This window comes from Nitrincola alkalilacustris (genome assembly GCF_008973755.1).
Lineage (GTDB): Bacteria > Pseudomonadota > Gammaproteobacteria > Pseudomonadales > Balneatricaceae > Nitrincola > Nitrincola alkalilacustris.
In genome coordinates this window covers 350,516-370,112 of sequence record NZ_WBOM01000004.1, presented here as the reverse complement: position 1 = coordinate 370,112, position 19,597 = coordinate 350,516, and the positions used below count along the sequence as shown (strand labels likewise).

General features: G+C 54.9%; 20 protein-coding genes. 11 read left to right on the top strand and 9 right to left on the bottom strand.

The genetic code is table 11. The features are described from left to right. Positions 1-123: 123 nt before the first annotated feature. Both zapB and F7R27_RS09665 read right to left on the bottom strand, forming a co-directional pair. Entirely contained in the window at positions 124-318 is a 195-nt protein-coding gene (gene zapB, locus F7R27_RS09670; protein WP_151704036.1) for a cell division protein ZapB, read from the bottom strand. A 107-nt stretch (positions 319-425) separates the two neighbouring features. Further along, positions 426-1,640 carry a flagellar assembly protein T N-terminal domain-containing protein gene (locus F7R27_RS09665; protein ID WP_168927470.1) on the bottom strand — a complete coding sequence of 405 codons (1,215 nt, stop codon included), beginning with the start codon at positions 1,638-1,640 and terminating at the stop codon, positions 426-428. Positions 1,641-1,773: 133 nt separating this feature from the next. Here F7R27_RS09665 and F7R27_RS09660 point away from each other — a divergent pair, with 133 nt between their 5' ends. Both F7R27_RS09660 and F7R27_RS09655 read left to right on the top strand, forming a co-directional pair. Beyond that, positions 1,774-2,478 carry a FlgO family outer membrane protein gene (locus tag F7R27_RS09660; RefSeq protein WP_151704034.1) on the top strand — a complete coding sequence of 235 codons (705 nt, stop codon included), beginning with the start codon at positions 1,774-1,776 and terminating at the stop codon, positions 2,476-2,478. Between the two features lie 2 nt (positions 2,479-2,480). Next, on the top strand, positions 2,481-2,945 hold the full coding sequence (locus F7R27_RS09655; protein ID WP_151704033.1) for an LPP20 family lipoprotein: 465 nt from the start codon (positions 2,481-2,483) through the stop codon (positions 2,943-2,945). Positions 2,946-3,017: 72 nt separating this feature from the next. Here the strand turns inward: F7R27_RS09655 and F7R27_RS09650 are convergent, their stop codons facing one another. Both F7R27_RS09650 and map read right to left on the bottom strand, forming a co-directional pair. Beyond that, positions 3,018-5,720 (bottom strand): [protein-PII] uridylyltransferase, encoded by a 2,703-nt coding sequence (locus F7R27_RS09650; protein ID WP_151704032.1) that lies wholly within the window; start codon positions 5,718-5,720, stop codon positions 3,018-3,020. Between the two features lie 68 nt (positions 5,721-5,788). Next, on the bottom strand, positions 5,789-6,559 hold the full coding sequence (gene map / locus F7R27_RS09645) for a type I methionyl aminopeptidase (protein WP_151704031.1): 771 nt from the start codon (positions 6,557-6,559) through the stop codon (positions 5,789-5,791). 265 nt (positions 6,560-6,824) lie between these two features. Between map and rpsF the strand changes: the two genes are divergently transcribed. From rpsF to dnaB, 5 genes are all read left to right on the top strand, one after another. Then, on the top strand, positions 6,825-7,253 hold the full coding sequence (gene rpsF, locus F7R27_RS09640) for a 30S ribosomal protein S6 (protein WP_151704030.1): 429 nt from the start codon (positions 6,825-6,827) through the stop codon (positions 7,251-7,253). Positions 7,254-7,277: 24 nt separating this feature from the next. Then, on the top strand, positions 7,278-7,505 hold the full coding sequence (rpsR, locus tag F7R27_RS09635) for a 30S ribosomal protein S18 (RefSeq protein WP_151704029.1): 228 nt from the start codon (positions 7,278-7,280) through the stop codon (positions 7,503-7,505). 16 nt (positions 7,506-7,521) lie between these two features. Further along, positions 7,522-8,364: a hypothetical protein gene (locus tag F7R27_RS09630; protein ID WP_151704028.1), complete on the top strand. Its 843-nt coding sequence runs from the start codon at positions 7,522-7,524 to the stop codon at positions 8,362-8,364. 38 nt (positions 8,365-8,402) lie between these two features. Continuing rightward, positions 8,403-8,849, top strand: a complete 447-nt coding sequence (rplI, locus tag F7R27_RS09625; RefSeq protein WP_151704027.1) for a 50S ribosomal protein L9 — start codon at positions 8,403-8,405, stop codon at positions 8,847-8,849. 194 nt (positions 8,850-9,043) lie between these two features. Continuing rightward, on the top strand, positions 9,044-10,429 hold the full coding sequence (gene dnaB, locus F7R27_RS09620; RefSeq protein WP_151704026.1) for a replicative DNA helicase: 1,386 nt from the start codon (positions 9,044-9,046) through the stop codon (positions 10,427-10,429). Positions 10,430-10,471: 42 nt separating this feature from the next. Here the strand turns inward: dnaB and F7R27_RS09615 are convergent, their stop codons facing one another. The 5 genes from F7R27_RS09615 to F7R27_RS09595 all read right to left on the bottom strand — a co-directional run bounded on the left by F7R27_RS09615 (position 10,472) and on the right by F7R27_RS09595 (position 15,604). Further along, complete coding sequence (locus F7R27_RS09615; RefSeq protein ID WP_151704025.1) at positions 10,472-10,906, bottom strand: acyl-CoA thioesterase; 435 nt, start codon at positions 10,904-10,906, stop codon at positions 10,472-10,474. Positions 10,907-10,977: 71 nt separating this feature from the next. After that, on the bottom strand, positions 10,978-12,267 hold the full coding sequence (gene bioA / locus F7R27_RS09610) for an adenosylmethionine--8-amino-7-oxononanoate transaminase (protein ID WP_151704024.1): 1,290 nt from the start codon (positions 12,265-12,267) through the stop codon (positions 10,978-10,980). Between the two features lie 119 nt (positions 12,268-12,386). Next, on the bottom strand, positions 12,387-13,109 hold the full coding sequence (gene tsaA / locus F7R27_RS09605; protein WP_151704023.1) for a tRNA (N6-threonylcarbamoyladenosine(37)-N6)-methyltransferase TrmO: 723 nt from the start codon (positions 13,107-13,109) through the stop codon (positions 12,387-12,389). Positions 13,110-13,131: 22 nt separating this feature from the next. After that, positions 13,132-14,781, bottom strand: coding sequence for a Na/Pi cotransporter family protein (locus tag F7R27_RS09600; protein WP_151704022.1), 1,650 nt, complete (start codon positions 14,779-14,781; stop codon positions 13,132-13,134). 85 nt (positions 14,782-14,866) lie between these two features. Then, positions 14,867-15,604 carry a ComF family protein gene (locus tag F7R27_RS09595; RefSeq protein ID WP_151704021.1) on the bottom strand — a complete coding sequence of 246 codons (738 nt, stop codon included), beginning with the start codon at positions 15,602-15,604 and terminating at the stop codon, positions 14,867-14,869. Between the two features lie 87 nt (positions 15,605-15,691). On the opposite strand from F7R27_RS09595, the gene bioB reads away from it, so the two are divergent. From bioB to bioC, 4 genes are read left to right on the top strand one after another with little or no spacing between them, the layout of a single operon-like run. Next, on the top strand, positions 15,692-16,741 hold the full coding sequence (gene bioB, locus F7R27_RS09590) for a biotin synthase BioB (RefSeq protein ID WP_151704020.1): 1,050 nt from the start codon (positions 15,692-15,694) through the stop codon (positions 16,739-16,741). After that, complete coding sequence (bioF, locus tag F7R27_RS09585; RefSeq protein ID WP_151704019.1) at positions 16,741-17,991, top strand: 8-amino-7-oxononanoate synthase; 1,251 nt, start codon at positions 16,741-16,743, stop codon at positions 17,989-17,991. Before bioB ends, bioF begins: the two co-directional genes overlap by 1 nt. Beyond that, complete coding sequence (locus tag F7R27_RS09580; protein WP_151704018.1) at positions 17,978-18,766, top strand: alpha/beta fold hydrolase; 789 nt, start codon at positions 17,978-17,980, stop codon at positions 18,764-18,766. The genes bioF and F7R27_RS09580 overlap by 14 nt, the downstream gene beginning before the upstream one ends. After that, the gene (bioC, locus tag F7R27_RS09575; RefSeq protein ID WP_151704017.1) at positions 18,742-19,596 is read left to right on the top strand and encodes a malonyl-ACP O-methyltransferase BioC; all 855 of its coding nucleotides are present in this window, start codon (positions 18,742-18,744) and stop codon (positions 19,594-19,596) included. Before F7R27_RS09580 ends, bioC begins: the two co-directional genes overlap by 25 nt. The last annotated feature ends 1 nt before the right edge of the window (position 19,597 follow it).

Below are 19,597 nucleotides of genomic sequence, written 5' to 3'. Positions count from 1 at the left end.
GGATTGTGAACCATTTTATCTATTCAGCCAAGTGCTGGCCAGTATTTGCGCGGCCTGATCAGGCCGGTAGTTGCCGAACCCTTTATGGTTCGGCATCAGGCAGGTAGGTCTGGTCGGGCGGGATCAGAGATCAGCACTGTCTTCAAGACGATCAAACTTGCTGAGCAGGCCTTTCAGGCGATCGTCTGTCTGAGCCTTGTCGCTCTCCAGCACTTTACGTATATCGCGCAGTTCACTGATCTCCAGTCGAAGCAGTTCGACCTCTTCGATCAGGGACTCAATTTTTGTTTCCAGCTGGCTGAACAGCTCTGCTTGCATGTGTGGCTCCATAGGGTGTTGACGGGTGTTATGACGGATTGATGAAACATTGATGAAATTAAGCGGGCAGACTAAGGGGGCTGCGGGCAGGTGTCAAATGATATTGATCAGTGACTTTTGACGATATCGTCCTGCTGAATGTTGGCGCTGCTGTCGGTGCTGTTGATGACACCGCTGGCAAAGGTGGGTTGCACACTGTCGAGTGTCAGGGTAACGCGTGTGTTCAGCAGTTCGCTGTAGGGGTTGTGCATGGCATCATAATGGGTGTAGCGGCGATAGACACTGAGACGATCCCCGACTGACAAGCCACTGAGCTGTCCGGCATTGATCCAGACGCGATCATGATCGGTACGGGTGATGCGTGCAGCAAAGGGGGTGCAGCGCAGGTGTTCCTCAATATCCCTGCCCACCTGATCCAGCAGCGAGCGGACCTTCTGGCCATACTCCTGCTGTTGAAAAGCGGCGGAGTTGAAATCGGCACGCTGTTCGCGTAACAGCCAGCGGCCAGCCGTTGCGTATTGTTGCTGATGAATCAGCGCACCACTGAAGGCATCGTGAATGAACAGGTCCATGACAAAGTTCCGCATGTGGCGGGCGCTGGCGGTATCCAACTGGTTGTAGAGGTCGACCAGAATATTGCTTTCACGCGGGCCTTGAGGATTGTGAGGGGCGATATCACGTATCACGCCGGATACGATGTACTGAGCATTCATCTGTTCGGTATGGCGCAGCAGGCTTGTTAGTGTTCCGTCATCCAGCATCTGGGTTGGTGCGGTGGCTGGAGTTGGATGCATATTCAGGTGGCTGGCATTGTGTATCTCCAGGCTTTTATGCTGTGCAAATCGGCTTGCCAGATGGTCGGTGATATCCTGTCCTAGACGATGCAGGCCACCGCTGCTGGCCTGGGAGGGCGACAGTAGTGGGAAGGAGGTAATCACGGCACTTTTGCGATAGGCCGATGACGCACTACCATTAGGGCAGGCGGTTTCAACAGCCACACGTGCCAGAATACGCACAAACAGATACTGTCCCTGAACCCACTCATCGACCACTTCCACATCGCTCAGCGTGCCCAGCGTCGAGATGCTCATATTGTCGATCTCGAGAATACCATCGCGTATCTGCTGTGTGGTGGCGATACGGGCGGCGGCCTGCAAAGAGGCAGCCTGTGAGGCGTCACTGATAGCGGCACGGCGTGCGCTGGTCAGATCCGAGTTGAGTATGATGGCCCTGCCTTCCGCTTCTACGATCACCTCTGAGGCCTGAACGGCTGGGATCAATAATAACAGCATGAAAGCGAATCGAGTCAGCGAATGGATCATAGGGCTCCGGTTATCAGTGTTTACTGCTATCAAAGTAAGCATTTTGTGCAGCAGGTGCAAATGATAATGCCTGTGCAGCGAGTATATTTATGGTAGATTCTGTATTGAAAGCAATCCTTTGAAAAGGGCTCAGATGAGTTATCGTTCATTACTGCTGTTTTTGACCCTGTCAGCACTCCTGCTCGGCGGCTGTCGAACCGTTACGCATGATGATCCCATGCCTGTGCATATTCAGAGTGTGAGTCCTCAGGTGCTGGCGGCGATGAATGGCGGGCAACCGTCACCTGGTGTCGGGCGCACTGCGGCATTGGCGTTGGTTGATCAACAGGGGCAGGGGTATGATCCACTCAGTGAGGCGATTCAGCAGATGGCTGGTCAGTTGGCTTCGGGGCTGGACGAAAATCGCGTCCGGCGGTTGCCATTGGCTGTATTACCCTTCAGCAAGCTGGAACAGCGTGGTGAACCAGGACTTCTCGGTGAGCGTTTTGCCGAGAGCTTCATCTTTCAGATGGAGCATCTCGGTTACAATCTTGTTGATTACCGGGCCGTCAGTCTTACGACAACAAGGCGACCGGATCTCAGTGATGATAATCTTTCCATGCTGCGCAGCCGCAACCGTATCTATTTTGTGCTGACCGGTACCTATGCCGAGTATTCCGATGGTGTAGTGGTCAATGCACGAGTGCTGGATACGACCACCCGTCAGGTGATCGCGTCGGCTCAGAGTCATATTCCCTATACTCGCTTTGAAGGTAACTGGCCTGGCTTCAGTCCGCTGCAGGCGACTGAGCGTGGTATGATCATTGAAAATCGCCGGGGACCGGCAGGATTAGAGTGAATATGAAGAAAAAGATTCTCAGTATGCTGCTGTTGAGCGCATTGCTGTTGACCGGTTGCTCGACTGTTTCGCAGTCAGTGTCCTCAATGGTGGAAGCGATGCCCGGCAGCTCCTCGCCGCCACGTATAGAGGTCCCGGCCGAGCCACACTGGGTCAGTGCCACAGGCTATGCGCCGATCAGCTTGCAGCCAGGCCGGACAGAGCAGCAGAAGATCATCATGGCGATGCGCGCCTCCAAGCTTCAGGCCTATCAGGAGCTGGCGGCGATCATTAATGGGCAGTATCTGTTCGGCACAACGTCGGTGCAGGATATGGTGCTGCAGAATGATCAGTTCAAGGCATCGGTTGCCGGCATAGTGCGTGGTGCTCGAGTGATCAAGAGCTATCCGGTGCAGGATGATACCTATGCCACGGTGCTGGAGGTCGATCTCAATCAGGTGCAGCGTGCCTGGGTGCATCAGTACTGAGTACCACCTGTCATAGGGTCAGATCAATATTCAGCACCACTCCTTCTGCACCACTCCTTCAGCATATTCAGGCTACTGCGTAGCCTGAATATGCTCATCCAGCTTCTTGCAGATCGCTTCCTGAAGGTTTTTACACACCTCAGGGTCGCTGATCGGTTGATCATTTTCGTCGGTGATGAAGAAAAAGTCTTCCACGCGCTCGCCGATGTTCGAGATTTTGGCCTTGCGTACTGATAATCCGAACTGTACGAAGATACGCCCCAGACGCGCGAGCAGGCCCGGACGGTCGGGTGTGATCACTTCCAGAACTGTCTGATGGCTGCTCGGATCATTGCTGATATTGACGGTAGTCGGCATGGCGAACAGTTTGAGCTGACGCGGTACGCGGCGCTGAATGATCTCGGGGAAATCATCCGGGTCATCCAGTTCATCAGTCAGATGGCGCTGAATACTGGCCAGATAGTCGGGATTCTCGGACAGTGGCTGGTTGTCCTCCGTCAGTACCGTATAGGTGTTCAGCGTGCGGCCATTGTCGGTCACGATAATACGTGCATCCTGTACGCTCAGGTGCAACTGATCCAGCGCCGCAACGGTGGCCGGGAAGAGGTTGGGCAGATCCTCGGCATAGATGAAAATCTCGGTGGCACCCTCGTAGAGGCGATAGGAGGTTTTCTGCACCAGCACCAGAGGCAGGGGGCGTTCGGCATGCTCCAGTATCGCCTGAGTGTGCCAGGCGATATTGCGGGCGTCCTCACGCAGGAAATATTCATCGCCGAGCAGGCTCCAGAAAGCGCGAACATCCTGTTCATCAATGCCCAGTCGGATCAGAATGCTGAGCGCTTCATGCTGCAGCTGCTCGATGCGGTCCTCCTTGTTGACCGGGTTCTCCAGGCCGCGGCGCAGAGCGCGCTTGGTTTCGGTATAGAGCTGTCGCAGCAGCGATGCGCGCCAGCTGTTCCATAGAGTGTGGTTGGTGGCGTTGATATCAGCCACGGTCAGCACATAAAGGTAGTTCAGATGGATGATGTCGCGCACCTCCATGGCAAACTTATGAATCACTTCCGGGTCCGAGATGTCACGTCGTTGAGCGGTCATCGACATTTTCAGATGGTTGCGCACCAGCCAGGCAACCAGATGGGTATCCCACTTGCCGATATGGTGGCGACGGCAGAAGGCGAAGACATCCTCGGCCCCCAGTTCCGAATGATCGCCACCACGGCCCTTGGCGATATCATGGTACAGGCCGGCTATATAAAGCAGTTCGATCTTGGGTAGCTGGTTGATGATGCGGTGAGCAATCGGCAGCAGTTCGCGGTACTCATCGTGGCGGAACTGGCGCATCTTCTGAATCACCTTGAGTGTATGCGCATCCACTGTGTAGATGTGGAACAGGTCATGCTGCATCTGGCCGACAATGCGACCGAACTCAGGCAGGTAGCGACCGAGGATGCCATAGCGATTCATCCGCTTGAGCTGAGTTGAAACGCCATCTTCGGATCTCAGCAGCTCCATGAACAGGGAGGTGTTGCGGATATCGTGACGGAACTCGTCATCAATCAGATGGCGGTGCTCGCGGATCAAACGGATGGTCGAAGCACGCACGCCCTTGATTCTGAGATTCTGTGCGAGCAGAACGAAAAGCTCCATCAGCGCAAAAGGATGGTGCTCAAACACCTTGTCATGAGTGACTTGCAGGTAGTCGTTATGGATTCGGAAGCGGCTGTTGAGTGGTTCGGTGCGCTGCTCCTCATCGGCTCTGAGAATCACCTCGTCGAAGTATTGCAGCAGCATGTCGTTGAACTCCGACATCGCCATCGCGATGCGGTAGTACTTGCTCATGAACTGCTCGACGGCCAGGGCGCTGTCCTGATCCTTATAACCGAAGTAGGCTGCCAGCACACGCTGATGATCAAACAGCAGGCGGTCCTCACGGCGTTTGCAGGTCATATGCAATGCGTAGCGGACGGTCCAGAGGTACAGCTCACCCTTGTTGACGATATCCAGCTCGTACTCGGTCAGGAAACCATGGTCCACCAGATCACGGATATAGGTGGCACCGAAGTGTCGCTTGGCTACCCAGCCGACCGTCTGAATATCGCGCAGGCCGCCAGGGCAGTTCTTCAGGTTGGGCTCAAGGTTATATTCGGTGTTGTTGGTTTTTTCATGCCGCTCGGTCTGCTCATTCAGTTTTGCCTTGAAAAACTCCTTGTCGGTCCAGGCTTCGTCAGAGATGACGCGAGCATACATCTGTGCCTGCAGATCAGGGTTGCCGATCAGGGTTCTGGATTCGATCAGCGTGGTGGCGATGGTGACATCATTGCGCGCTTCGCTGTAACACTCTTCGACCGAACGCACACTGGAGCCGATATCCAGTTTCATATCCCACAGCAGGGCAAAAAAGCGACTGATGGCGTCGGCGAAAGTTTCTGCCTCCAGCGTATCATCGGTCAGCAGCAGGATATCAATGTCTGATTGCGGATGCAGTTCGCCACGCCCATAGCCGCCCACAGCCACCAGCGCCAGCTTGCTCAGGTCGGGCCAGTCGAACAGTTGCCAGGCTGCATTGAGTATCTGATCAATCACCCAGGCGCGGCCATAGATCAGTTTGCGAATATCGGCACCCTGGCGAAAGTCTTCATCCATCAGTTCATTGGCATTGGATAACGCCTTCTTGAACACGGTAAGAGGATTGTTGCAATCACTCAGTTGTTGCCTGAGTTGAGCGGGGTCCAGATACTCAGGAACAGCGGTCAGTAAAGTGTGCGTACTACCCATGATCAGATATTGCCCCTTTGTTTGGGATCAGCTTGTGGGTGCTGCTGGTGAGGGATCGGCTTTTCAGGTCAGAACGGCTCTTCCTTGCGGCGCGTGAGGACTTCATAGCCATCAGCGGTCACCAGAATCGTGTGCTCCCATTGTGCCGAGAGTCGTCGGTCGGCTGTCTCTACTGTCCAGCCATCACGCTTGGACAGTTTTACGTGGCGCTTGCCGGCATTGATCATCGGCTCAATGGTGAAAATCATCCCTTCACGCAGCACTTCACCTGTGCCTGCTTTACCATAATGCAAGACCTGTGGGTCCTCATGGAACTTGGCGCCTATGCCGTGTCCGCAGTACTCACGCACAACTGTGTAGTGGTTGGCCTCGGCATGGCGCTGAATCACTTCGCCGATATCGCCAAGGTGCGCACCGGGTCGAACCAGTTCGATGCCTTTATACAGGCACTCCTGAGTGATTTCACACAGGCGGGTAGCGTGTGGTGCAACATCGCCGATGTAGAACATCTTGCTGGTATCACCGTGGTAGCCGTCCTTGATGACGGTAATGTCGATATTGATGATATCGCCGCTTTTCAGTTTCTTGTCATTGGGGATGCCGTGACAGACCACCTGATTGACAGAGGTGCAGATCGACTTTGGAAAGCCGTGGTAGTTGAGAGGTGCAGGAATCGCCTGCTGTTCATTGACGATATAATCATGACAGATCTGATTGAGCTCGTCGGTCGTGACGCCGGGTAGAACGTGTGGCTCAATCATCTCGAGAACCTCGGCTGCCAGGCGGCCGGCCACTCTCATCTTACTGATCTCTTCCGGGGTCTTGATTGTGATGCTCATGTCGGTACTCAGCTTCCTGTCTCGGATAGTTGGGTTGGGGTTGTTGCTAATGAATGCTGCCCCTTAGAACCCAATTGTAGCGAATTCCGACTCAAGGTGATAACTCTGTCTACATGACATGTTTTACAGACTTGTCAAATCTGTTTGTGCACTGCAGGTAAATCACCTATAATGCTGCGTCGTTTTACATCCATCAACTCCTTGCTTCTGATCAGATGCTTTTTTATCGTCCGGATCAGGGGCTGCAAACCCGTAAGGAGCTCCAATGCGTCATTATGAAATCGTATTTCTGGTTCATCCGAACCAGAGCGAGCAGGTTCCGGCCATGCTCGAACGTTATACCGGCCTGATCGAAGGTGCCGAAGGCAAGATCCACCGTCTTGAAGACTGGGGTCGTCGTCAGCTGGCTTACCCGATCAACAATGCTCACAAGGCACACTATGTTCTGATGAACGTTGAGTGCACCCAGGAAGTCCTGGATGAGCTGGAAAATCTTTTCCGTTACAACGATGCAGTGCTGCGTAGCATGGTTCTTCGTTGTAAAGAAGCGATCACTGAAGCCTCTCCTATCAAAGCTGCAGAATCTCGCGAAGAGCGTAAGCCACGTCGTGAAGACCGCCCTGAGCGTCAGCAGAGAGAAGATGAATCTGCCGAAGACGAGCAGGATTCTGAATCTGAAACTGTTGAAGATTAATTCTGAAGTCTGAGGAGAGTTCACATGGCTCGTTTTTTCCGTCGTCGCAAGTTTTGCCGTTTCACCGCTGAAGGTGTTGATCAGATCGATTACAAAGATCTCGAAATCCTGAAAGCTTACGTTACCGAAACTGGTAAAATCGTACCAAGCCGTATTACAGGTACTAAAGCTCGTTATCAGCGTCAGCTGGCAACAGCTATCAAGCGCGCTCGTTACCTTGCGCTGCTGCCTTATACAGATGGTCATGAATAAATAAGGATCTACCGTCGTGCGTACCCTCGCTGAATTGATCATGAAGGGTCGCAGTCAGGCGGTTTTGGTGGCTGTCGTGGCTGCCATGCTGCCGTTTCTGTACTGGATAAGTGCAGCTGCGGTTTGTCTTGTTACGCTGCGTCGCGGTGTGACGGACGGGTCTCAACTACTGTTATGGGCTTTGCTGCCTGCTGGTGCCTGGGCATTGGCAGGGGATCCGACAGCGGTGATCGTGATAGCGGGTAGCTATGTGCTGGCTGCTCTGTTACGACGCAGCATGTCCTGGGTTCAGGTGTTGATCGGTGTGATACCGGTCGGGATTGTGGCAAGTTTTGGCCTTGAGCTGGGGCTGGGATCCATGCTGGATCAGGTGCTCGAACTGGTCAGTCAGCAGGAGTCGGGTGCGGTGCCACAATTGCAGGCGCTGGCATCCTACGATCTGAAAGTGCTGATCATTGGAGCAGTGACTGCATTCCATGCAGCGGTGATGCTGGCATCACTTGCACTGGCGCGCTGGTGGCAGGCTTGCCTGTTCAACCCCGGCGGGTTTGGGCAGGAGTTTCGGAGTATACGTCTGAAACCTGTCTTTACCCTGGTGCTGGTGACAGCCGTTGTTCTGCTTCCTAATATCGGAGCAGAGATGGTGCGCTGGATGCCGTTGCTGATGTTGCCCCTGATAGTGGCAGGCATGGCACTGATACATGGCATAGTTGCCAAAAGAGAACTGGCTAAAGGCTGGCTGACAGGTTTTTATGTGTCGCTGGCGCTGTTCGGTCCCTATGTACTTACGTTGCTGGTGATCAGCGTGGCGATCGACTCATTGATCGATCTGCGTTCACGCATACCGGCCAAGAATTAAAACTGCACATTAGATTGCAGAAACAAGAGGTTTACGAGATGGAAGTTATTCTGCTCGAAAATATCGGCAAGCTTGGCAAACTGGGTGACAAAGTGTCAGTCAAAGCAGGTTTCAGCCGTAACTATCTGCTGCCGCAGGGTAAAGCAGTATCTGCCACTGCAGAAAACGTTGTTAAGTTTGAAGAGCGTCGTGCGGAGCTGGAAAAAGCTTCCAACGATCGTCTGGCTGCTGCTCAGGCGCGTGCTGATCAGCTGAAAGAGATGGAACTGTCTGTTGTCACCAAAGCTGGCGACGAAGGCAAGCTGTTTGGCTCTATCGGTACTCGTGATATCGCTGATGCGATCACTCAGTCCGGTATCGAAGTCAACAAGAGCGAAGTTCGTCTGCCAGAAGGTACTATCCGCCACGTCGGCGAGTACACTGTCAGCCTGCAGCTGCACGCTGAAGTGACCACTTCAATCAAACTGATCGTTGCTGCTGAGTAATCAGCCTAGACTCTTAGTTTGACTGGAAACACCGTCTGTTCTGCAGGCGGTGTTTTTTTTTATGCAAAGGGATGTGCAGTATGCTGGCAATGCAGGAGCAATTGCCAGCGATGCCTGTTGTATTGCTCCTGTAGATATCGGCTCAGACAGTGTTAGAATACTGCGCTGACTTAACGAGACATCAGGCAGTATTCATGGAGTTTTCAGAGCGCGACCAGGATGAACTGGCAGAGATAAAGGCACCTCCTTTTTCACTGGAGGCGGAGCAGTCCGTACTGGGCGGCCTGATGCTGGATAATAATGCCTGGGATACGGTGTCCGAGATCGTTTTCGAGGCACAGTTCTACCGTCCTGAACATCGCATGATCTTCCGTGTGATGCAGAAACTTGTGGATGAGTCGCGCCCACTCGATGTCGTGACCCTGTCTGAAGAGCTGGATCGCACCGGTGATCTGGAGCGCGCCGGTGGTCTTGAGTATCTGGTTTCCCTTGCGCGTAATACCCCCAGCGTTTCCAATATCCGTGCCTACTCCGAGATCGTGCGCGATCGTGCGCTGCTGAGGCAGATGATCGATGTCGCGAATGAGATCGCCAGCAGTGCCTTTCGCCCCGAAGGGCGGGCATCGGATGAGATACTCAACGAAGCCGAGCAGAAAATCTTCCAGATTGCCGAAGGGCGGCCCAATCAGGGCGGGCCTGAGTCGGTCACCGAGTTGCTCAAGCGCGCGGTCGAGCGCATCGACTTTCTGTTCAATAACTCCGATGCCCTGACCGGTGTCACCACCGGCTTTGATGATCTGGATGAGCGCACGGGTGGTCTGCAGCCTTCGGATCTGATCATTGTCGCTGCCCGCCCCTCCATGGGTAAAACCACCTTCGCGATGAACCTGGTCGAGAATGCACTGATGGCGACCGAGAGGCCGGTGCTGGTGTTCAGTCTCGAGATGCCAGCCGATCAGCTGCTGACCCGTATGCTGGCCTCGCTGGGTAAGATAGGTTTGACCAAGATGCGTAGTGGCCAGCTGGAAGAAGAAGACTGGCCGAAGTTGACCAATGCCGTGAATGCCCTCAAGGGCAAGCCGCTCTATATCGATGATACGGCCGGTATCAGCCCGAACGAGATGCGTGCCAGAGCCAGGCGTATCGTGCGTGAGCATGGTGACCTGGCCATGATCATGGTCGACTATCTGCAGTTGATGCAACTGAAAACCGGTAAGAGCGAAGGGCGTACCGCTGAGATATCCGAGATATCACGCTCCCTGAAAGCGCTGGCAAAAGAGATGGGCTGCCCCGTGATTGCCCTGTCGCAGCTTAACCGTAGTCTTGAGAACCGTCCCAACAAGCGCCCGGTGAACTCGGATTTGCGTGAATCAGGCGCGATCGAGCAGGATGCCGACGTGATCATGTTTATCTATCGTGATGAGGTGTACAACGAGGATAGTGAGTTCAAGGGAGTGGCCGAGATCATTATCGGGAAGCAGCGTAACGGACCTATCGGTACGTCACGCCTGGCGTTCATCGGTAAATATACGCGCTTCGAAAACCTCGCTCATGGGCACTATGACTATGATGACGAGTAGTGATCGGCTGTACTTATGATAGTACTTATAGCCGGTTAAGCGTTATTTAGTCACCTTCATCATCGCATCCCTGAACTGATCAGGGATGTGCACAACCTTACGCTCCTGATAGTCGAAAAACACAATGCCGGTCTTGGCGTGAGCGATTTCGACAGCCGTTTTTTTATTGCTCAGCAGATAGAAAAAATCACAGCCGTATTTATTGAAATCGCCGACCGTGACATCTATCTGGATCTGATCACCATGAAACCCCTCAGCCTTATAGACAATCGCTGAGTCCGTCATGATGATGCCCAGCCCCTCCACATCCATTTCAGAATAGTGGTACTGGTTCAGAAAGCGGATGCGGGCTTCGTGGATGATCGAAAGCACGGCATCGTTGCTCAGGTGTCCGCCATAATTGATGTCACTGATCCGTACCGGTATCTCGGTGCTGAACAGGTAGTTATCGGGCATATCGATCTTGATGCGTGGCATGGTTGTTCGTGTCTCACCGTTCGTTAAATATGGTCGTTAAATGTTTATCAGATGGCTGGTCGTCAGTCAGCTTAACCTATCTGCTGTACAACATTCAGCATGCCCTGGCACAGGGTGCCAAGATCTTCATCACTCATGATATAGGGTGGCATCACATAGACCAGCTTGCCGAAGGGGCGTACCCAGATACCCTGCTCGACAAACAGCGGTTGCACCTCAGACAGGGTTACACTCTGATGCAGTTCAATCACCCCGATCGCACCCAGGCAGCGCACTTCCGCAACATTAGGCAGGGCAGCAGCGGGAGTGAGTCCTTGCTTCAGGCCTGATTCTATACGCCTTATATTACCGGCCCAGTCCTGCTCCTGCAGCAGTGTCAGACTCTCGCAGGCAACGGCACAGGCCAGCGGGTTGGCCATGAAGGTGGGGCCGTGCATAAAGCACCCGGCGCCACCGCGGGAGATGGTCTGAGCGATCTCGTCACTGGCCAGTGTAGCGGCAAGTGTCATATAGCCCCCCGTCAGTGCCTTGCCCAGGCAGAGGATATCCGGGCTGATCCCGGCATGGTTACAGGCAAAAAGCTCACCGCTGCGGCCGAAGCCGGTGGCTATCTCATCGGCGATAAGCAGTATCTCATGACGGTTACATAGCTCGCGTGCTTGCTTCAGATACTCGGGCGAGTAAAAGTGCATGCCACCCGCACCCTGTACCACGGGCTCCAGAATCAGGGCCGCGATCTCATCGCTGTGCGTCTCCATAAGTTGGGCCAGAGGCGCGATATCATCAGGATTCCACTCTGCCGCGAAGCGGGTTTCCGGGCGTGGCGCAAAATACTGTTGCTGCAATACGCCGCTGAACAGCTCATGCATCCCGGTGACCGGATCACAGACCGACATGGCGCCGAAGGTGTCACCATGATAGCCGTTACGCAGACTGATCATGCGATATTTGCCGGGCCGCTGGCGCGACTGCCAGTATTGGATCGCCATCTTCATGGCCACCTCGACCGACACGGAACCAGAGTCGGCAAAGAATACCCTGTCCAGTCCCGCAGGTGTCATATCGACCAATTGTCGGGCCAGCTCAATGGCAGGCTCATGCGTCAGGCCACCGAACATGACATGAGACATGCGATCGATCTGCTCATGTGCTGCCCGATTCAGTCGCGGGTGATTGTAACCATGAATTACCGACCACCACGAAGCCATACCATCGATCAATTCGCGCCCATCCGACAGTGTGATTCTGACCCCGGATGCTGATACCACCGGGTATACAGGGGGCGGGTTGATCATGGAGGAGTAGGGGTGCCAGATATGTTGCTTATCAAAGGCGGATTGTTCGGCGCTGATCAAGGGCATGCAGGTGTCCCGTGTTGTTATCTGGTGATGTGGTGTGCTCTAACGGCCTGTATAAGTGTCAGGAGTTGCGATGGCGCACAGCTTTTCGGCGGGCAGTATAGCAAAAAACCGATTCTCGCTCAGAGTACAGCATCTGGTTCAGGGGCTATGCTGAGCACGATTATACTGCTCAGGCTGATCTGCCAACGGATATTGAGGTTATGCAGCGTGATGCCATAGATGCGCTCCTCTTCCGTGCGCTTGTAGGCGGGTCTGGGGTCGCAGCGCAGTACTTCGCTGATCTGCTGCTGCAGCGACTGGCCCAGGGTTTGGCTGAAATAGGCGCACTGTTGCTGGGCTTCGTCACTGAATTCGACCGGCAGGTTCAACTGCTCCGCTTCGGGTGCCAGTGTAAAGGTGGCATCGCTGATGCTGTCGGCATAGGGCAGATAGGGTTTGATATCCAGCACCGGGGTGCCATCCATCAGGTCAGCACCTGACACTTCAAGCCACAGACCGTTGCTGTCCTGTCGGATGCCTTCAAATCTGACCACCGAGAGCCCGATCGGGTTGGGGCGAAAGGTGGATCGTGTTGCAAATACACCCAGTCGCCTGTTTCCACCCAATCTCGGAGGTCTGACCATCGCTTTCCAGCCCTGTGATGCTGTGGCGCTGAAGATGAAAATCACCCAGATATGGCTGCACTCATCCAGTCCTCTGAAGGCTTCCGGCACATCATAGGGTGGTAGCAGCTCAATGCGCGCCGGTATTGATGTGGCGAGTCCCGGCTGGCGTGGGATGCCGAACTTTTCCTTGAAAGGGCTGCGCACGATGCCGATAGGGCTGAGTGAGTAGGGTGTCATGCTTGTCTCGTAATGGGTCGGATCAGGCTGAAGGTGGTGTCACTGCAGGCGCATGAAGGGGTGCGCGATGCTCTATCGGTAGCGCATAGCTCCAGTGGCGAGCGCCTTTTTCAAGCTGCTCTGCCATCCTGTGCATATGACTCAGGCCATCCATCAGCGCAATGCTCTCTGCAGCCGTTAGCTTACCTGAAACAGACGCCTCCAGCAGCTGCGCCTTGAGGTTTTGATACTCTTTTTCCAGTTGCTGGATATGCTGATGGGCTTCATTGCCCTGTATCAGCCTGTCCTGACGGATTTCACACAGATCTATCAGCTCCGAGACCTTCTTTTGAAACTCATACACAGCCTGACGAATCAGGGTGTTTTCCAGCTGACTGAAAGCCGGATAGTAGTCAAGCATACGAGTGGCCAGTCGCGCGGCTTCATCGAAGTAGCGGGCCACGCGCATCGACATGGGAAGCAGTTCGTTGATCTCGGCATTCAGGTTCTGCCTGCCCAGCTCTTGGTTGAAGTCACCTATTTCGCTGATCAGCCTGTGAATGGTTGCGGCTTGTCTGATGACTCTTTCCGGTGCGTCTTGTCCGGCATTGAGTGCCTCATGCGCAACACGACTGCACAGCTGACTGACTCTGGCGAGCTCCAGGCAGACCGCTTCAACTGCCAATGAAGGGGTATGGACGATGGTGTTATCAATATAATGTGGGCGTGCCTCATCCTCATCCTGGCTGCGGAAACGGCGCAGCAGGAAACGCTCCAGTGCGGAGGTCAATGGCCACATGATGGCAACTCCCATCAGGTTGAAGAGGGTATGGAAGAGCGCCAGTAGAATCACCAGATTGAACAGGTGCGGGTTCAGTGAGTCCAGAAATCCTGCGAGCAGCATCAGCAGGAGCAATCCAACCGCGCCGGTCAGAAGATTGAAAACGACATGCGCAGCTGAAATTCGCCGGGCATTGGCTGTGGCCCCGAGCGCAGCCAGAATGGCGGTAGTGGTGGTGCCAATATTGGAGCCGATAACAATGGCCGCCGCTGCCGACAGGGGGATGCTACCTGTATGCACCAGTGACAGTGCAATCGCCATCACGGCGGCAGAGGCCTGCATCAGAAAGGTCATGACAAATCCGGCCAGCACAAACAGCGCAAGTGCCATAGGGCCGGTGCCGAGCTGAGACAGCGGGATATGCTCGCTCATGCCATCAAAGCCATTGCGCATGAAATCCAGCCCGATGAAAAAGATACCGAAGCCCACCAGCGCCAGCCCCAGATGCCCGGCCCGTTTCTGTCCGGCCAGTAACTGCAGTATCATGCCGGCGCCAATCATCGGCAGTGCAAAGGCGCTGATCTTGAACTGAAAGCCGATCAGAGCGACGATCCAGCCTACCATCGTGGTACCGACGTTGCAGCCATAGATCACTGCGATGGCCTGGCCCAGTGTGAGCAGGCCGGCGTTGACGAAACCGATAGTGGCGACCGTCACCGCACTGGAGGACTGCACCAGTGCTGTGATCAGCGTGCCGGAAAAAAGGCCGCGCAGGCGTGAACGGGTGGCAAACTCGAGCGTTCGCCGCAGGCTTTGGCCCGCTGCCTGTTTCAGACCATTGGTCATCAACTGCATGCCCAGCAGAAACAGACCTATGCCGCCAAACAGTTGGCTTAACAGCTCCAGTGTCATCTATTCATCCATCGCTTGTTCGTCCTCTACTATAGGTACTAATCTGCTGATCTGGCAATAGTCCAGGATAACTCCAGATTTATTCTCAGTTAGCCTTCGGCTGGTTCTCAGTCAGTTCTCCATCTTCTGGTGATGGCGTTCTTGCCATTACCAACAGATCAACCTTTGCTGCACCTCTTTCCTTCAGCAGTTGAGCCAGTTCATCTGCCGTGCTGCCGGTGGTCATGACATCATCAATCAGCGCGACATGTTCAGGTGGTTCGCGGTGGATGGCAAAGGCCTGCTTCAGATTATGGCGCCTTTGTTCGGCGCTGAGTGTCATCTGTCTGGGTGTGAGGCGAGTCTTGCTCAGCAGGCGATGATCACAGGGGATCTGCAGATGGCGTGACAGTTGATAAGCCAGCAGCGAAGACTGATTGAAACCCCGTCTGGCCTCATTCAGTCGATGCATCGGTACAGGAATTAGCAGTTCAGGCATATCTGTGCAGATACTTTCCAGATACTGAGCCATCACATGACTCATCCAGCCCAGTGCAGCAGGTTTTTTATGATACTTGATATCGGGGATCAGGCGGTTGAGCGGGAATTGATAGTGGAAGGGGACCAGCGTTCGGTCAATGGCAGAAGGATAGTCATCACAGTGCCGGCACGGCGAATCATTTGTGAAGGGCAAGGGCAGTCCGCAGCGCTTGCAGGCATTGAGCAACCAGGGCAGGTCGGCATGACAAGCTTCACAGAGGCCGTTGGGCAGGGCAAGGGGGGAGGCGCATAAACGACATGGTTGGTTAATAAATAATCTATTGTAGACCTTGATTTTAAACATGGGTTGACAGCTCCATCTGTCCGGTTAATATGTGTCACCATTGGCCATCCAATGGCCCCCTATCATCCTGCAGAGGAACATCTGACTATGCAAGCCGATTCCGCCATTCGTCATGACTGGACTGTCGACGAGGTTCTGGCACTTTTCCAGCTGCCTTTCAATGATCTGCTGTTCAGAGCGCAATCGGTGCACAGGGCCTTTTTTGATCCCAATGCCGTGCAGGTCAGCACACTGCTGTCTATCAAGACCGGTGCCTGTCCTGAGGATTGTAAATACTGCCCGCAGAGCGCTCATTACAACACCGGTCTTGAGGTGGAGCGCCTGATGAAGGTCAGGGAGGTGTTGGAAGAGGCCGAAGCTGCAAAAGCCAAGGGGGCCAGCCGCTTCTGCATGGGCGCTGCCTGGAAGCAGCCCCGCGCCAAGGATATGCCCTATGTCATCGAGATGATCAAAGGGGTCAAGGCGCTGGGGTTGGAGGCCTGCATGACACTGGGGACCTTGCAGCCTGAGCAGGCACAGGATCTGGCGGATGCCGGGCTGGATTACTACAACCACAACCTGGACACTTCCCCTGAGTTTTATGACAGCATCATCACGACTCGCAGCTATCAGGAGCGTCTGGATACCCTGCAGCATGTGCGCGATGCCGGAATGAAAGTCTGCTGTGGTGGCATTCTCGGGATGGGCGAGAGCCAGCGTGACCGTATCGGCCTGCTGATGATGCTGGCCAATCTGTCGGATCATCCTGAATCGGTACCGATCAATATGCTGGTCAGAGTCGAGGGGACACCTCTGGCTGATGTCGATGAGCTGGAAGCCTTTGAGTTTGTGCGCACTATCGCAGTGGCCCGCATTCTGATGCCAGCCTCACATGTGCGTCTGTCGGCAGGACGTACCGAGATGAACGAGCAGATGCAGGCACTGTGTTTTCTGGCCGGTGCCAACTCCATTTTCTACGGTGAAAAACTGCTCACCACCGAAAATCCTCAGGCAGATGCTGATCGCGCCCTGTTTGCCAAGCTGGGAATTCATCCCGAGGTGCGCGAGGATCTGTCGGACAGCTCCCGCGAACAGGCGATACTGCATGCCCTTTCAGAGCAGCAGGATCAGCAGCGCTTTTATGATGCGAGCTGCTGATGGCATTTGAAGCACTGCAGACACGTCTGGATGAGCGTGTCAGTGCCGACCTGTATCGTCAGCGCCGCATATTGCAAAGCGCTCAGCGGCCAGAAGTGATGATCGATGGTCGGAGCTGTCTGGCATTCTGCTCCAATGACTATCTGGGGCTGGCGGCTCATCCTGAATTGATCAGCGCTCTGCAGAAGGCGGCTTCGCACTATGGTGTCGGTGGTGGCGCTTCACATCTGGTCAATGGCCATACGGCTGCGCATCATGCCCTGGAGGAGGAGCTGGCTGAGTTCACCGGGCGTGACCGGGTCCTGCTCTTCTCGACCGGTTATATGGCTAATCTTGGTGTGATTACCGCTCTGCTGGGACGTAACGATGTGGTGCTTCAGGATCGCCTGAACCATGCCTCTCTGCTGGATGGCGGTTTGCTTTCCGGTGCCCGTTTCATGCGCTATCAGCATAATGATATCGCCAGCCTGCAGCAGCGCATGAAAAGAGTGGAGGCGGATAATCGCCTGATTGTGACGGATGGTGTGTTCAGCATGGATGGGGATGTGGCGGATCTGCCCGCCCTGGCTGGTGTGGCACGTGAGCAGGACGCCTGGCTGATGGTGGATGATGCCCATGGCTTTGGTTGTCTGGGTCCAACTGGCGGCGGCTGTGCTGAGCATTTCGATCTGGGACAGAATGAACTGCAGGTACTGGTCGGCACGCTGGGGAAAGCCTTTGGTACTGCCGGTGCGTTTGTGGCAGGCTCCGATCTGTTGATCGACACGCTGATCCAGTATGCACGCAGCTATATCTACACCACCAGCATGCCGCCGGCGGTGGCCGAGGCAACGCGGACTAGTCTGCGCCTGTTGCAACACGAAAGCTGGCGGCGTGAGCATCTGAATGCGCTGATCAGTCGGTTCCGACAGGGCTGCAGTCAGTTGGGCTATCGCTTGATGGCGTCTCAGAGCCCGATACAGCCGCTGCTGATCGGCGATGCGGGCAAGGCGGTGGCGATCAGTCGGGCGCTGGAAGCTCAGGGGATCTATATCAGTGCCATCCGGCCGCCGACTGTGCCGGCTGGCAGTGCTCGGCTGCGTGTCACGCTGAGTGCCGCACATTCAGAAGATCAGGTAGACCGATTGCTGAATGCCCTGGCAGATCTCAGCCATATGTTGCAGGCAACTATAGAGCAGGAAAGTACAGAGCCTGAAACTACAAAGCAGTACACAACCGGACAGGAGGTCACTGATCATGTTGCAGGTTGAAACTCAGGTTGAAGCTCAGGTTGAAACCCTGGGCGATGCAGGTCCTGAACTGGTGCTGCTGCATGGCTGGGGCAGCTCCTCTCTGGTATGGGAACCCGTGTTGTCGTGGCTGAGTCGGTCGTTTCGACTGACGCTGATCAACCTGCCACTGGAATTGTCACAAGAGCAGGGTGACCCCGGTCAACTACTCCCTCAACTCGTCGACCGCCTCTTGGCGGTGGCGCCAGAGAGGGCTATCTGGTTGGGGTGGTCACTGGGTGGTCAACTCGCACTTGCTGTGGCACAGGCTGCCCCGCATCGTGTTGCGGGGCTGGTTGGTGTGGCCAGTAATCCCTGTTTCATTCTGCGTGAAGACTGGTCGGATGCGCTGGATGAAGCGCTCTTTGTTCAGTTTGAGGACGCACTTGCAGCGGATGCACACAAGACACTGAAACGTTTTGTGCTGCTTCAGGCACAGGGGTCAGAGAATCAGCGTCGGGAGGTGATACAGCTGATGACGGCGCTGTCTACAGCCGATTCGAACACTCTGGCATGCTTGTTGGGCCTGCTGCGGCTGGATATGCGTGAGGCCTTGAAAACACTGCAGGTGCCTAGCCTGTATATGCTGGGACAGCATGACCTGCTGGTGCCAGTGGCTCTGGCAGATCAACTGAGCAGGCTGCGCCCTGATGCACAGATTCTGATTCAGGAAGGTGCTGCTCATGCCCCTTTCCTGACGCGACCCGAAGCTTTTACACAACAGGTGATGACATGGGCTCGGCAGATCTCAATTTGAGTGCGGCGCTGACGGCGGCAGTGCAGGGAGAAAAAAAGCAGGGGGACAAACAGCTGCGCGACAAACGACAGGTGGCGAACTCCTTCAGTCGTGCTGCCGCCAGTTACGACAGTGTTGCAGGGCTGCAGCGTGATGTGGCGGATCGACTTGCATCCTGGCTGCCTTCGGCAGCAGCGCAGCGAGTGCTGGATCTCGGCAGCGGAACCGGTTACTCCCAGCCGGCCTTGTGCGCTCAATACCCCGGCGCTCAGCTGCTGAGTCTGGATCTGGCTGAAGGAATGCTGCAACAGGCCCGGCAGCAGCGAGGTCTTGCCGGAGTGCTGCCTATCTGTGCCGATGCTGAGCAACTGCCATTGGCGGGCCGGGTGCTGGATCTTATCTGGAGCAGCCTTGCCATACAGTGGTGTCAGCAACCGCAGGAGCTGTTCAGTGAACTGTGGCGAGTACTCAAGCCGGGCGGATCAGTCCTGCTCAGTACGCTGGGCCCTGCAACACTGCATGAGCTGCGCTATGCCTGGGCCGGGGTTGATCAGGACCCGCATGTCAATGAGTTCATCGCTCTGGAGCAGTTGCTTGCGCATGCCTCTGCTTTTACAGTGTGCCGTACAGAGGTGGAGACGCGTGTCCTTGAGTTTGATTCACTTCTATCGCTGATGCAGGAGCTTAAAGCGCTGGGCGCGCACAACATCAACCCCCGGCAGCGCAAGGGTCTGGGTGGGCGTGCGGTGCTTGATCGTTTGCACAAAAGGTACGAATCTTTCAGGAAGGCAACTGGTTGTCTGCCGGCAACCTACGAGATCCATTACATCGAATTGGTCAAGGAGTCATGAG